Source organism: Larkinella soli (assembly GCF_003703975.1).
Taxonomy (GTDB): Bacteria; Bacteroidota; Bacteroidia; order Cytophagales; family Spirosomataceae; genus Larkinella; species Larkinella soli.
In genome coordinates this window covers 162,757-176,166 of the sequence record NZ_ML112622.1, presented here as the reverse complement: position 1 = coordinate 176,166, position 13,410 = coordinate 162,757, and the positions used below count along the sequence as shown (strand labels likewise).

Annotated in this window: 11 protein-coding genes; 5 read left to right on the top strand and 6 right to left on the bottom strand. The window is 57.0% G+C overall.

All coding sequences use genetic code 11. From position 1 onward, the window contains the following. The first annotated feature begins 101 nt into the window (after positions 1-101). The 4 genes from DX909_RS00785 (at position 102) to purQ (ending at position 4,333) form a co-directional block, all read left to right on the top strand. The gene (locus tag DX909_RS00785; RefSeq protein WP_164851158.1) at positions 102-1,778 is read left to right on the top strand and encodes a M1 family metallopeptidase; all 1,677 of its coding nucleotides are present in this window, start codon (positions 102-104) and stop codon (positions 1,776-1,778) included. A 21-nt stretch (positions 1,779-1,799) separates the two neighbouring features. Next, positions 1,800-2,561 (top strand): 5'-nucleotidase C-terminal domain-containing protein, encoded by a 762-nt coding sequence (locus DX909_RS00780; RefSeq protein ID WP_229310888.1) that lies wholly within the window; start codon positions 1,800-1,802, stop codon positions 2,559-2,561. Next, positions 2,539-3,459, top strand: coding sequence for a bifunctional metallophosphatase/5'-nucleotidase (locus tag DX909_RS00775; protein ID WP_128543141.1), 921 nt, complete (start codon positions 2,539-2,541; stop codon positions 3,457-3,459). Before DX909_RS00780 ends, DX909_RS00775 begins: the two co-directional genes overlap by 23 nt. A 184-nt stretch (positions 3,460-3,643) precedes the next feature. Continuing rightward, positions 3,644-4,333: a phosphoribosylformylglycinamidine synthase subunit PurQ gene (gene purQ / locus DX909_RS00770; protein ID WP_128543140.1), complete on the top strand. Its 690-nt coding sequence runs from the start codon at positions 3,644-3,646 to the stop codon at positions 4,331-4,333. Positions 4,334-4,519: 186 nt separating this feature from the next. Here the strand turns inward: purQ and lolA1 are convergent, their stop codons facing one another. The 4 genes from lolA1 to cysM form a co-directional block, all read right to left on the bottom strand. Next, entirely contained in the window at positions 4,520-5,149 is a 630-nt protein-coding gene (gene lolA1, locus DX909_RS00765; protein ID WP_128543139.1) for an outer membrane lipoprotein periplasmic chaperone LolA1, read from the bottom strand. A 126-nt stretch (positions 5,150-5,275) separates the two neighbouring features. Further along, positions 5,276-7,819 carry an FtsK/SpoIIIE family DNA translocase gene (locus DX909_RS00760; protein ID WP_128543138.1) on the bottom strand — a complete coding sequence of 848 codons (2,544 nt, stop codon included), beginning with the start codon at positions 7,817-7,819 and terminating at the stop codon, positions 5,276-5,278. Between the two features lie 19 nt (positions 7,820-7,838). After that, positions 7,839-8,876 carry a quinone-dependent dihydroorotate dehydrogenase gene (locus DX909_RS00755; RefSeq protein ID WP_128543137.1) on the bottom strand — a complete coding sequence of 346 codons (1,038 nt, stop codon included), beginning with the start codon at positions 8,874-8,876 and terminating at the stop codon, positions 7,839-7,841. A gap of 31 nt (positions 8,877-8,907) precedes the next feature. After that, entirely contained in the window at positions 8,908-9,792 is an 885-nt protein-coding gene (gene cysM / locus DX909_RS00750; protein ID WP_128543136.1) for a cysteine synthase CysM, read from the bottom strand. Between the two features lie 237 nt (positions 9,793-10,029). Here cysM and DX909_RS00745 point away from each other — a divergent pair, with 237 nt between their 5' ends. After that, complete coding sequence (locus tag DX909_RS00745) at positions 10,030-10,476, top strand: LytR/AlgR family response regulator transcription factor (protein ID WP_128543135.1); 447 nt, start codon at positions 10,030-10,032, stop codon at positions 10,474-10,476. A gap of 57 nt (positions 10,477-10,533) precedes the next feature. On the opposite strand, the gene DX909_RS00740 is transcribed toward DX909_RS00745, so the two are convergent. Both DX909_RS00740 and argC read right to left on the bottom strand, forming a co-directional pair. Continuing rightward, entirely contained in the window at positions 10,534-12,240 is a 1,707-nt protein-coding gene (locus DX909_RS00740) for an AMP-binding protein (protein ID WP_128543134.1), read from the bottom strand. A gap of 165 nt (positions 12,241-12,405) precedes the next feature. After that, positions 12,406-13,389 (bottom strand): N-acetyl-gamma-glutamyl-phosphate reductase, encoded by a 984-nt coding sequence (argC, locus tag DX909_RS00735; protein WP_128543133.1) that lies wholly within the window; start codon positions 13,387-13,389, stop codon positions 12,406-12,408. Positions 13,390-13,410 lie beyond the last annotated feature (21 nt).

Below are 13,410 nucleotides of genomic sequence, written 5' to 3'. Positions count from 1 at the left end.
ATTCGGAGAATTTTCCCTTGTCTTCTTCCCGAAATCGGACCGCCCGGATGCTGTTCGAACCGGTTTTGGTTTGTAACTTCGGAGCAGATTTGAGACTCCGGATGAGACCATGTGTTCTGGCCGTTCTGGCCCTTTTTTATTCGTACGCTTCCCGGGCGCAGACCGCAGCCCCTGCCGCCGAAGACGCTTCCCCCGCTTCCTATACCCGACAGGATTCCCTGCGCGGCTCGCTTCGGCCCGAACGGACGGGTTACGACGTCACCTTCTACGATCTGAATGTGGCCGTCAACCCCGCTACCCGGACCATCGACGGCACCAACACGATCCGCTACCGGGTCAAACAGCCTTTCAGCCGGATGCAGATCGACCTGTTTGCGAATCTGGAAATCGGTGCCATCACCCAGAACGGCAAACCGCTGGAGTTTCAGCGGGAAGGCAACGCGGTCTTTGTGACGATGGGAGGGCCGCAGCCGGTCGGCAAAGTGCAGGAAATCAGGGTGGTCTACCGCGGAAAGCCGGTGGAGGCCAAGAGCCCGCCCTGGGACGGCGGTTTTTCCTGGAGTAAGGACAGCACCGGCCGCGACTGGGTCGGGGTGTCGTGCGAGGGGCTGGGTGCCAGTTCGTGGTGGCCCTGCAAGGACCACCTGTCCGACGAGCCGGATTCCATGCGGATGACGTTCCGGGTGCCGAACGGCCTGATGTGCGTCTCGAACGGGCGGCTGGTGGGCAAGCGGGAGGCCGGCGCCGGCCAGACCGAGTTTACCTGGGCGGTCAGCTACCCGATCAACAGTTATAACGTGACGTTCAACCTGGGCGATTACGTCCGGATTCAGGACCAGTACCGCAGCCGGGATTTTAAATTTCTGGATCTCAATTACTACGTCCTGCGCTACAATGAAGCCAAAGCCGTTTCCCATTTTGCCCAGGTGAAGGGCATGCTGGATTGCTATGAGTGGCACTTCGGCCACTTTCCCTTCTGGCGCGACGGCTATGCGCTGGTCGAAACGCCGTACTGGGGGATGGAACACCAGAGCGCCATCGCCTACGGGAACAATTACAAAAACAACCCTTTCGGCTTCGACTTTATCATTATTCACGAAAGCGGTCATGAGTATTTCGGCAACAGCCTGAGCTGTGCCGACCCCGCCGAGATGTGGATCCACGAGGCCTTCACCACCTACATGGAATCACTGTACGTCGAAAGTACGGAAGGGTACGAAAAGGCGGTGAAGTACCTGATGACGCAGAAAAAGCTTATCAAAAGCCAGTTTCCGATGGTCGGGCCGGCCGGGGTCAATTTTGAACCGAAAGATAACGACATCTATTACAAAGGAGCCTGGATGCTCCATACGCTGCGGAACGTGGTGGATAACGACGACGTCTGGTTCATCGCCCTTCGCAAACTGGCCCTGCAGAAAAAGCACTCCATCGTTTCGACCGCCGAGATCGTCGACATTCTCAGCCGTGAAACGAAAATGGACCTGAAACCGATTTTCGACCAGTTTCTGAACTACGCCAAACCGCCCATCATCGAGTACCAGCTCACCGAGAAAGGCGACGATCTGGAAATCCGGCACCGGTGGATCGCCGAGGCACCGGGGTTCGATATGCCCCTGAAATTTCGGTTTGCCTTCGGACCCTGGCACACGCTCCGGCCGACTCGTGAATGGCAGACGACGACCGTCCGCAGGACGAAGGGATGGTTCAGTCTGGCCTATGAATTACAATGGTTCGGCACCCGCCAGCTTCTGGAGGGCGACACCCCGACCCAGAACTAAGCGGACACTCTTTCAACTCCCATGCCTACTAAAATACGGATTTCGATCCTCCTGCTGGCGCTGGTCACGGCAGCCTGCCACCCGGGGTATCACCTCAGCAACCGGGCCTACAACCGCATTCAGGTGGATTCGGCTGCGGCCCCGGCCGACAGTTCCACGGCCCGCTTCCTGGCACCCTACCGGCAGGGCCTGGAAAAAACCATGAATGAGGTGCTGGTTCAGTCGACGGTGCGGCTGGAGAAGGCCAGGCCGGAATCCGCCCTGAACAACCTGCTTTGCGACGCCATGCTTCAGCAGACCCGCCAGCGGCTCGGTCAGCCCGTCGACTGCTCCCACCTGAATTACGGGGGCGTCCGGTCCGGTCTGCCGCAGGGCCCGATCCGGGTCGGCAACATCTTCGAGGTCATGCCGTTCGACAACCAGATTACCGTCCTGACGCTGAAAGGTTCGATGCTGAAGCAGTTGTTCGAGCATTACGCGGGGTCGGAAGCGAACGAAGCGGCTCTGCTCGTCGGCGGGGTGCGGGTCACGATTCAGGGCAAAAGCATCACGACCATCGCCTTTACGAACGGAAAGACCTTCCAGCCGGAGCAGGAGTACACCATCGCCGTCAGTGACTTTGTCGCTAACGGCGGGGGAGGAGCCTTTTTCCTGAAAGATGCCGTCCGTCGCCAGGACCTGAATCTGCTTCTCCGCGACGCCTTCATCGATTATTTTCGCCAGCTCGGCAAATCCGGTCAACCCATAACTCCCGTTACCGATGGACGCATCACAATCCAGTAGACGTCAGTTTCTGAAGTTCTTCGGGTCGGCCGCCGTGGTGGGCAGCCTGGCACCGAACGAGCTGGCAGCGAAACCGAAAACCACCCGGCTGACCATTCTGCACACCAACGACGTACACAGCCGGCTCGACCCGTTCCCGATGGACGGCAGCCGTAATGCCGGAAGGGGCGGCATCGTTCGCCGGGCCACGCTGATTGACCAGATCCGCAAGGAGCAGCCCAACATCCTGCTGTTCGACGCCGGGGATCTTTTTCAGGGCACCCCCTATTTTAACATTTACAAGGGCGAACCGGAGATTCTGGCCATGAACCGGATGGGCTATGATGCCAGCGCCATCGGAAATCACGATTTCGACGGCGGTATCGACAACATGGTGACCCAGTTCGGGAAGGCCCGATTCCCGTTTCTGATCGCCAATTACGACTTTAAAAATACTGTGCTGGACGGCCGGACGCAGCCCTGGAAAGTCTTCAACAAAGACGGCGTCCGGGTGGGTGTTTTCGGCCTGGGTATCCAGCCGGAGGATCTGATTCCGAAGGAGTTATACAAGGAGATGAAGTATCTGAACCCCATTGAGGTCGGCAACGACATGGCAGAACGGCTTCGGAAGGAGAAGAAATGCGACTACGTGGTCTGTCTCTCGCACCTCGGTTACCAGTACAACGACGCGACGGTGTCGGACCGGGTACTGGCTTCCCGAAGCCGGAACATCGACCTGATCATCGGCGGGCATACCCACACTTTCCTGGAAGCACCGGTGAGCGTGGTAAGCCAGGAGGGCCTGCCGGTGCTGATCAACCAGGTCGGGTTTGCCGGGATCTACCTCGGCCGCATCGACCTGACCTTCGAACGCGGCAGGGGTGGAATGGAAGGCGCGAGGGCGATCGAGGTGAAGTAGAAAAGGACCACCCCCCATCCCCCTCCTTGGTAAGGATGGGGAGTGCTCCGCCTTTTTCATACCTGCGAAGCCACCCCCTCCTTGGCAAAGAGGGGGATGGGGGGTGGTTGAGCCTTTTTCTCCCCAACCCGTTGAATCCGACCGGCAATCTGAGTACCTTTGTGAATACATTTTCATCCCAGCTATGAAATTTGGAGTAGTAGTATTTCCGGGGTCGAACTGCGACGACGACGCCGTACACGCCCTGCGTGATCAGCTTAAACAGGAGGTGGTTAAGCTGTGGCACAAAGACCACGACCTCCAGGGTTGTGATTTTATTATTCTGCCCGGCGGTTTCTCCTACGGCGATTACCTTCGGACGGGAGCCGTGGCCCGGTTTTCACCTATTATGGATGAGGTGATCAAACACGCGGAACGGGGGGGTTACCTGATGGGAATCTGCAACGGTTTCCAGATTCTGGCCGAAGCCCGGCTGGTGCCCGGCGTTCTGCTGCGGAACACCAGTCAGAAATACGTCTGCAAGAACATTTACCTGCGGCCGGAGTCGAAAAGCGCACTGATTACGTCAGAGCTGGAAGACCGGGCCTATAAAATCCCCATCGCGCACGGCGACGGCCGGTATTTCGCCGATGCCGATACACTCAAGCGCCTGGAAGACAATGATCAGATTATCTTCCGGTACTGCGATGAGAACGGCAGCGTGGTCGAATCGGCCAATCCCAACGGGAGCCTGAACAACATTGCCGGGGTCGCCAGCGAACGGAAGAACGTCTTCGGCCTGATGCCGCATCCCGAGCGGGCCGCCGATCCGATGCTAGGCAATACGGACGGAAAACTGATCCTTGAACAACTGCTGAACGCGGTACTGGTGTAAACCAAAAAACCCCGGCCCGGCGGAAAGTAGGTGAAAAGGGAGGTATTTTGATAAAATAGTCCGTCTATTTTTCATCCATTGGATTTTAGCCGGAAAACAGACCCAGTTATCAACAATTGGACGTAAAATGAAGTCATAAAAAAAGCCGGCAACGTCCGGCTTTTTTATTTATATGGATATGATGAATCATCGCAGATCGACCACCTCGACGCCCGGATACTTGGTCTTGTCGAAGACGAAATAGGAATCCGGCATATTGACGTTAGGGGTAAACTTATCGATCTGGTAGCTGGTGACTTTTCCGCTTTTGTCGGTGATTTTCCAGCTTTTCACCGTTTTGTCTTTCTTGTTGACGGCAATTTGTACTTTGGTAATCTGGGTGTTTTTCTTCTCCGGCGTCAGTTCGATCACTTCCACGGTCTGTCCGCCCTGCTTCTGTTCCCCGATAAATTTATAGTTGTAGCCCTGCTTGTAGATGGTGTAGATCTTGGCCGGGTTAAAGTCGCCCGCTTCACCGGCATCGTAATCCTGTACGTTCACTTCGTTGGTTTCCTTCACGTAAGTGGACATCGTCTTGCCGTCGGTAAAGACTTCCTGGCCGGCCAGCTTCAGACGGAACGAGTTGTTTTTCACCGCCAAATCGCCTTTATAATTGCCGCCGTCCCCTTTATAGGTGAAAGCCGCCTGGTACGAATTCAACGCCTTGTACTTCTTACTCATCGCATCCAGAACCCCTTCCGCCCGTTTATCTTTCTGCGCCGTCGACGGTAGTGACAAACCCGTAACCAACATCAACAGCAGTGCTAATTTTCTCATGTGTTCTTTCTTTTCTGAATCTTTTGCTCACCAAAACAGGCCGCAAAATTGCTGACCGTTTTGTATTCAGACAATTTTTAGGGGAAAAAGTTTAGGGAAAAAAGGTTAAGCGGTCCGGGCCGGTTTTCAATTAAGAGACTTTAACATTTCCTCCAGAACCTGCGGGTCCTGGACGAGCACTTCACGGGCTTTACTGCCCTCGAAGGGGCCAACGATTCCGGCGGCTTCGAGCTGGTCGATCAGGCGGCCGGCGCGGTTGTAACCCAGCTTGAGACGGCGCTGGATGAGCGAAGTGCTTCCCTGCTGGTGAACGACCACCAGGCGGGCGGCATCATCGAACATCGGATCCCGGTTTTCGAGGTCGATCTCCTTCTCCTCGCCGTTGCCCGCATCGTCGCCGGCAAACTCCGGAAGCACGTAGGCCGAATCGTAGCCGCGCTGACCGCCCACAAAATCACAGAGTTCTTCGATCTCGTTGGTATCCACGAAGGGGCATTGCAGCCGGACGATATCGGAATTGGACGAAAACAGCATATCCCCCATCCCGACCAGTTGTTCGGCTCCGCCGGTGTCCAGAATGGTCCGGGAGTCGATCTTGGAGGTTACCTTGAAGGAAAGCCGGGCCGGGAAGTTGGCCTTGATCAGACCGGTAATGACGTTGACGGAAGGCCGCTGCGTCGCCACCACGAGGTGAATGCCGATGGCCCGGGCCAGCTGCGCCATCCGGGCAATGGGTTGCTCGACCTCTTTCCCGGCCGTCATCATCAGGTCGGCCAGCTCGTCGATGATCAGCACGATATACGGCAGGAACCGGTGCCCTTTTTCGGGGTTCAGCCGGCGCTGGATAAACTTGGCGTTATATTCTTTCAGATTCCGGCACTGCGCGTCTTTCAGCAGATTATACCGGTTGTCCATCTCGATACACAGCGAATTAAGCGTATTGACTACCTTTTTCGTGTCCGTAATGATGGGCTCGTCGCTGTCGGGCAGCTTGGCCAGGAAGTGCCTTTCCAGCTTGTTGAACAGCGTCAGTTCCACCTTTTTCGGGTCCACCAGCACCAGTTTGAGCTGAGAAGGGTGTTTGCGGTAGATCAGCGAGGTCAGCAGTACGTTCAGACCCACGGATTTCCCCTGACCCGTCGCCCCGGCCATCAGCAGGTGCGGCATTTTGGCGAGGTCGGCGACGTAGATTTCGTTGGATATGGTTTTTCCGAGTACCACCGGCAGCTCGAAGTTGCTCTTGGCGAACTTTTCAGAGGTAATCACCGACCGCATCGCCACCATCTCCCGGTTTTTGTTCGGCACCTCGATCCCGATGGTTCCTTTTCCGGGCATGGGCGCGATGATCCGGATGCCGAGCGCCGAGAGGTTCAGGGCGATGTCGTCTTCCAGGCTTTTGATCTTGGAGATCCGCACCCCCGCCGAGGGCACGATTTCATACAGCGTCACCGTCGGGCCGATGGTTGCCTTGATGCTGTCGATGGTAATGCCGTAGTTCTGAAGCGTTTCAACGATCCGGTCCTTGTTGGCTTCCAGTTCTTCCGCCGACACCTGCGCTTTCTGATTCTCCGGGTATTCGGTCAGCAGTTCGATGGTGGGGAACAGGTATTTGGGCAGATCGAGCGTCGGGTCGTAGAGCCCATGCAGTTTCAGGGCGTCCTCATCCACCTCATCGGTCGGGCCGGCGTAGGGTTCGGCCACGGGGGCGGCCGTTTCCGTTTCCTCGCCGGCTTCCGGGACCACGGCTGAAGTATCCTCGATGGTAAGGGTAAGCGGCAGTTTCGAGGGCAATCCGTTGCCGTTGGCTTTTTCGATCCGGGGCGTTTCCGGTTTCGGACTCAGATCGAGCGTGGCCGCATGACCGTTCACGGGTTCAATCGGGGCCGTTTCGACCGGAGGTTGTTCCGGCCTGGGAACCCCGTTGACCGTGGGCGGTTTTACGTCGATGAAGTCTTCAATATCATCGTCATCCTCCTCGTCGTCCGGTTCTTCCGCCACCCCGCCGGCCTGCGGATCATAGGACCGGGACCTGGGCGTCATCGAGAAGGAGGGGAGGGAGGTGATGCTGTAAAAATAGACCAGGAACAGGAACAGCGCAAAGCCGATGACGGCAATGCCGCCCCAGCCGATCAGGCTGTACAGAATCGCATTGAATTCGTAGCCCAGGCCCCCGCACCAGACGCTGCCCCGCCCGACGGACTCCGTCGCCAGCACGATGTAGCCCGTCAGCATGCTGACCCAGGCCATGTAGAACAGCACCGCTTTGGTGGTTCGGGCCAGGGGCAGCAGCTCCCAGCCGAAAGCCAGTTTGATACCGGCCAGAAACAGGATGATCGGCAGGCCGAGGGCGGCAATCCCGAACCAGCGGAAGATGAAAATGTGAGCCACGAACGCGCCGAGTACGCCAAGCCAGTTGCGGGTTTCGGCGCCGGATTCGCGCAGGGGCGTGGTGGTGACCGTATCGAGAACGCTCTGGTCGGCCGGTCCGGTCAGCAGATACGACACGAAAGCGACCGTCAGCCCCACCGCTAAAAAAAGAAGCAATCCGCCGAAGGCCAGTTGAGACCGGCGGTCGGTTTGCCAGGCAGTCCAGTTAATCGAAACCGCCGAAGCCCGCGCCTTCGCTCGCTCGTTCCGAATTGAGTTTTGTCGGTTAGTGGGTTGAGCCATTCTGTTATTGAAAACTGCTTTAAGCTACCTTTTCTGACAAAGTTTTGCAAATCTGTTTAGCTAACGACGGGCCTTCGTAGATGAAGCCGGTGTAGATCTGAACCAGGCTGGCCCCGGCCCGTAGCTTTTCGAGCGCATCCCCGGCAGTGGCGATACCGCCCACCCCAATGACGGGAAAGGCATTGCCTGACTGCCGGCAAAGGTAACGAATCACCTCGGTCGATCGCTGCCGGAGCGGCTGCCCGCTGACCCCGCCCGCGCCGATGGCCTCGACGGCCGCCCGGTCGGTGGTCAGGTTCTCCCGGCTGATGGTCGTGTTGGTGGCGATCACCCCCGCGATGCCGGTCGTCTTCACGATGTCGATGATGTCGTCCAGCTGGCTGTCGGTCAGGTCGGGAGCAATCTTGAGCAGAATGGGTTTGGGGGCCGGCTTCCGGTGGTTTTCGTCCTGAAGCCGCTGAAGAAGGGCCGTCAGCGGGCCCTTCTCCTGAAGATCGCGCAGGCCGGGCGTATTGGGCGAGCTGACGTTGACCACAAAATAGTCGACCACCTCGAACAGGTCATGGAAGGCGACCAGATAGTCGTCCAGGGCGTTTTCGTTGGGTGTGACTTTGTTTTTGCCGATGTTTCCCCCGATGATGACCCTCGACTGCCGTCGGCGCAGTCGTTCGGCAGCGACCCTGGAGCCTTTGTTGTTGAAACCCATGCGGTTGATGAGACCCTGATCGGCCTTCAGCCGGAACAGCCGGGGCCGGTCGTTGCCGGGCTGGGGGCGGGGGGTCACCGTGCCGATTTCAATGAAGCCGAATCCGAGGCAGGCCAGTTCGTCGACGAGGTCGGCGTTTTTATCGAAACCGGCCGCCAGCCCCACGGGGTTGGCAAACCGGATTCCGAAGACCTCCCGCTCCAGCCGCGGGTTCTCGAAGGTGAACAATCGGCGGGTCAGCCAGCGGAATCCGGGTATGGCGAGCGTAAATTTTAAAAGCGAAGTGACGAAATGGTGAATCTGCTCGGCGTCGAAGCGAAAAAGAAGGGGCAGGAGGATACGCTTGTACATGACGCAAAGGTACGACCCAACCCGCAAGGTCTCAAAGACCTTCCTGGTTAAATAAATCGGAGGACAGATAGCGGTCGCCCCGGTCGCAGATGATGCACACGACGACGCCCTCTTCCAGTTCTTCGATCAGTTTCAGGGCGGCATGCACGGACCCTCCGCTGCTCATTCCCGCAAAAACGCCTTCCTCGCGGGCCAGCCGGCGGGTCATTTCGGTGGCATCGTCCTGCGATACCTCGATGGTCCGGTCGACGCGGCTGGGGTCGAAAATTTTGGGCAGGTACTCCTCCGGCCATTTCCGGATGCCCGGAATCTGGGAGCCTTCGGACGGCTGGCAGCCCACGATCTGCACCCCGGGGTTCTGCTCCTTCAGATACCGGGAGGTTCCCATGATGGTGCCGGTGGTTCCCATGGAAGAAACGAAATGAGTAATTTTCCCCTGAGTATCCCGCCAGATTTCGGGGCCGGTGGTACGGTAGTGCGCTAGGTAATTATCCGGGTTGGCGAACTGATTTAGCAGAAAGTAGCCCCCCTTTTCCACCTGAGCCTCGGCGTAGTCCCGGGCGCTTTCCATCGATTCGAGCAGGGTCACTTTCGCGCCGTAAGCCTGCATCGTCAGGACGCGCTCCCGGGTGGAGTTCTGGGGTAGAACCAGCTCAATTTCAACGTTGTAAAGGCGGGCAATCATGGCAAGAGCAATACCGGTATTGCCGCTGGTGGCTTCGATGAGTTTCATGCCCGGTTTCAGTTCGCCCCGGTCGATGGCCCCTTTAATCATGTTCAGGGCCGGGCGATCCTTGACGCTGCCGCCGGGATTTTGGCCTTCCATTTTGCCATACAGTTTAACGGCGGGATTCGGATTCAGACGGTTAAGCTCTACCAACGGCGTATTGCCGACAAAGTCTAATAAGGTTGCCATGGAAAATGAAGAAATAATACGGTTAAAGGCTCAAACGCGGGGCGTCCGGTCAAAGTTGCAATTCTCTTAAAACCGGTCGGAAAATCCTGAAGAAGGGCTTTAAATCGGACAGGCGTATTTTTTGTAAATTATTTTAGCAAAGTGGTTACAAATTAGTAGGTATTTATTGTTTTTTATTTAATGTTTAGTAATATTTAACCGCTCTTTCCAACTTAAACATCTACACCCGCACAAATTATGAAACTACAGTTATACTACAATCCGCGAAGCAGTTACTCAGAGAATCAACTGCAGGCGCTGACCCGTCATCTGAATTTACCGGATGTGGTATTACCTTTCTGGGGGCAGAGAAAGAGGGTGCCGGTTTATCGAATCGTCCGGCTGGAAGGGGAAGGGAACTACACGGTTCTGCATTTCAGCGACGGAACGCAATTGATCGTTTCGCTCACGCTGAAGAAGCTGGAGGGCCGTCTGCCGTCCGAAATCTTTGTGCGGCCTCACAAGAAAAACATCATCAATCTGCTGTATCTGCAGGAAATCCATCCCGATAAAAACATGATGATCAGCCTGACCAACGGCGTAGACCTCGAAGTCTCGCGCCGGAAGGCCGGTCAGTTTTTGAAGGTGGTCAGCCAGTTTCAGCAGGAACTGCTCCCGCTGACGGCGTTCTACGCCACCGCCTGAGAACCAACCAGCCCGCCCGGTTCGACCGGGCGGGCTGGTTCAGTGCCACTAAATTTTTTACTTCCCGTTCAGCCTGGCCAGTTCCTCGTCGCGCAGACTCCGGCGGAGGATCTTGCCGACATTGGTTTTGGGCAGCTCGGCCCGAAACTCGATGTGTCGCGGTCGTTTGTAGTTGGTCAGGTTTTCCCGGCAGTAGCTCAGGATGTTTTCCGCCGTCAGATCCGGGTCCTTCTTGACGACGAACACCTTGACGGCCTCGGTCGATTTCTCGTCCGGCACGCCGATGCAGGCTACTTCCGCCACACCCGGGCACTTCGCGATCACGTCTTCGATTTCGTTCGGATAGACGTTGAAGCCCGAGACCAGGATCATGTCCTTCTTCCGGTCGACGATCCGGAAAAAGCCGTCTTCGTCCATCACGGCGATGTCACCGGTTTTGAACCATTCCCCTTCCATGACTTTGGCGGTTTCGTCCGGGCGATTGAAATAGCCGGGAAAGACCTGCGGGCCGCGGGCCCAGAGTTCGCCGGGCGTCCCGAGCGGAGCTTCCGTGCCGTCTTCCTGCATGATCTTCAGTTCGGTACTGGGAAAAGGCACGCCGATCGTTCCCAGGCGGGCCGTGCCGTCGCAGGGGTTGGAGGAAAGCACCGGCGAGGTTTCCGACAGGCCGTAGCCTTCGGCGATCAGCATCCCGGTCAGTTTCTGCCAGCGTTCGGCTACGGCCGTCTGTAGGGCCATCCCGCCCGCCGAGGAGATTCGCATATGGCTGAAATCCACCTCGTTAATTCTCGGGTTGTTGAGCAGGCCGTTGTAGAGCGTGTTCAGACCGACGAAGATGGTGAACCGGTTTTTCTTCAGGTCGTCGATGAACGCGTTCATATCCCGGGGGTTGGTAATGAGCAGGTTCATGGCTCCGCTCCTCAGGGCGGAAAGCGCATTCACCGTCAGGGCATAGATATGATACAGCGGAAGCGCGGCTACGATAACGTCCTGGTCGTCCGTTTTTTTGCTGGAAAACATCCAGAGGCTCATGGCTTCCACATTGGCCACGATGTTCCGGTGCGACAGCATGGCGCCTTTAGAGACACCCGTCGTACCGCCGGTATACTGGATGAAGGCCAGGTCCTGACCGGTCACTTTGACCGGCTGCGGGGCGGTCCGGCTGCCGCGGCTCAGGGCATCGGCGAACGAAACCGCCTGCGGCAGCTGGTAGTCGGGAACCATCTTCTTTACATATTTCACTACCGCGTTGACGATCAGCTTCTTGGGGAATCCCAGAAGATCGCCGATCTGCGTGACGATCACGTGTTGGATGTCCGTCTGGTCGATAATCTTCTGCAGATTGTGCGCGAAGTTCGACAGAATGATGATGGCTTTAGCCCCCGAGTCCTTGAACTGATGCTGCATCTCGCGCGGAGTATACAGCGGATTGGTATTGGCCACCACCATCCCCGCCCGCAGGATACCGAAAATGGCGACCGGATATTGCAGCAGGTTGGGCATCTGGATGGCGACGCGGTCGCCTTTCTGAAGCTTCAGGTCGTTCTGAAGGTAGGAGGCAAACTGCCTGGATAGTTCGTCCATTTCCCGAAAGGTCAGCACTTTCCCCATGCAGGAGTAGGCCGGCTGGTCGGCAAAGCGACGAAAGCCGTCCTCCATCATCTCGACCAGGGAAGAAAAGATATCGGGATTTATTTCGTACGGAACACCTTTCGGATAGAATTTTAGCCAGGGGTACGGTTTAGCTGCCGAAGTGGTTGCCATAGGTTTATAATGTTTTTCTGTAAAAATAAGATAAAACTTGGAACCTCAATCGGTAAACGCTTTCAGGTCCGCAAATAGTCGGATCATGACCCGAATTTCATGGCCTTTCACCGGATTCCCGTTCAAAAGCCTAACCAATCAGGGCGGTTGCGGTTTTCGCCGGGGTCAGAAAGCGGGGGCCTTCAGCCGCAGACCGGCATCCTCCGGCAATCCGAACATCAGGTTCATATTCTGCACCGCCTGCCCGGATGCTCCTTTGGTCAGGTTGTCGATGATGCTGGTGATCAGCAGCTGACCTTCGTGCTTTTCCAGATGCAGCAGGCATTTGTTGGTATTGACGACCTGCTTGAGGTCGATCGGCGCGTCGCTCAGGTGGGTAAACGGATGGGTGCCGTAATAGTCATGGTACAGCCGGTGAGCCTCTTCCAGACTGCCCGCAAAAGGCGTGTATACGTTGGCCATGATGCCGCGCGTGAAGTCGCCCCGGTACGGTATGAAGTTGACGGCCTGGTCGAAACCGGCCTGAAGCGTCGTCAGGCTCATCCGGATTTCCTTCAGGTGCTGGTGCGTAAAGGCCTTATAGATGGAAAAGTTGTTATTGCGCCAGGTGAAATGGGTGGTCGGGCTCAGGGCCTGGCCCGCCCCCGTAGACCCCGTGACGGCGCTGACGTGGACGGCCTCGCGGAGCAGACCGGAACCCGCCAGCGGCAGCAGGGCCAGTTCGATGCTGGTGGCGAAGCAGCCCGGATTAGCGATCTTACCGGCCGGCCGGATGCGTTCCCGCTGCAGCTCGGGCAGCCCGTAGAGGAAGCCGTTCGACTGGTCGCGGAAGTCGGTGCTCAGGTCGATGATCTTCACCGTTTCCGGTACGGGATTTTCGGCCAGAAACCGGGCCGATTCGCCGTGGCCGGAGCAGAGAAAGATCACCGAAAGCCCCGGCTGGGCCACCAGATCGCGGGTTTCTTCCCCCGAAAATCGCAGATCGGTGTCTCCGAGCAGATCGGTATGGGTCGCATGAACGGGTTTGCCCGCCTGGCTTTTGCTGTGTACGAAGGCAAAGCGAACGTACGGGTGGTTGATCAGGATGCGAAGCAGTTCTCCGCCCGTGTAACCGGCTCCGCCGATAATTCCAACAGTAATCTGATCCATAATAAATGCTGAAACCTTTCC

What these genes read in the sequence shown, in the direction of transcription:
- DX909_RS00785 (WP_164851158.1), top strand. Translation starts at nt 102, where the DNA reads ATGAGACCATGTGTTCTGGCCGTTCTGGCCCTTTTTTATTCGTACGCT.
- DX909_RS00780 (WP_229310888.1), top strand. Translation starts at nt 1,800, where the DNA reads ATGCCTACTAAAATACGGATTTCGATCCTCCTGCTGGCGCTGGTCACG.
- DX909_RS00775 (WP_128543141.1), top strand. Translation starts at nt 2,539, where the DNA reads ATGGACGCATCACAATCCAGTAGACGTCAGTTTCTGAAGTTCTTCGGG.
- purQ (WP_128543140.1), top strand. Translation starts at nt 3,644, where the DNA reads ATGAAATTTGGAGTAGTAGTATTTCCGGGGTCGAACTGCGACGACGAC.
- lolA1 (WP_128543139.1), bottom strand. Translation starts at nt 5,149, where the DNA reads ATGAGAAAATTAGCACTGCTGTTGATGTTGGTTACGGGTTTGTCACTA.
- DX909_RS00760 (WP_128543138.1), bottom strand. Translation starts at nt 7,819, where the DNA reads ATGGCTCAACCCACTAACCGACAAAACTCAATTCGGAACGAGCGAGCG.
- DX909_RS00755 (WP_128543137.1), bottom strand. Translation starts at nt 8,876, where the DNA reads ATGTACAAGCGTATCCTCCTGCCCCTTCTTTTTCGCTTCGACGCCGAG.
- cysM (WP_128543136.1), bottom strand. Translation starts at nt 9,792, where the DNA reads ATGGCAACCTTATTAGACTTTGTCGGCAATACGCCGTTGGTAGAGCTT.
- DX909_RS00745 (WP_128543135.1), top strand. Translation starts at nt 10,030, where the DNA reads ATGAAACTACAGTTATACTACAATCCGCGAAGCAGTTACTCAGAGAAT.
- DX909_RS00740 (WP_128543134.1), bottom strand. Translation starts at nt 12,240, where the DNA reads ATGGCAACCACTTCGGCAGCTAAACCGTACCCCTGGCTAAAATTCTAT.
- argC (WP_128543133.1), bottom strand. Translation starts at nt 13,389, where the DNA reads ATGGATCAGATTACTGTTGGAATTATCGGCGGAGCCGGTTACACGGGC.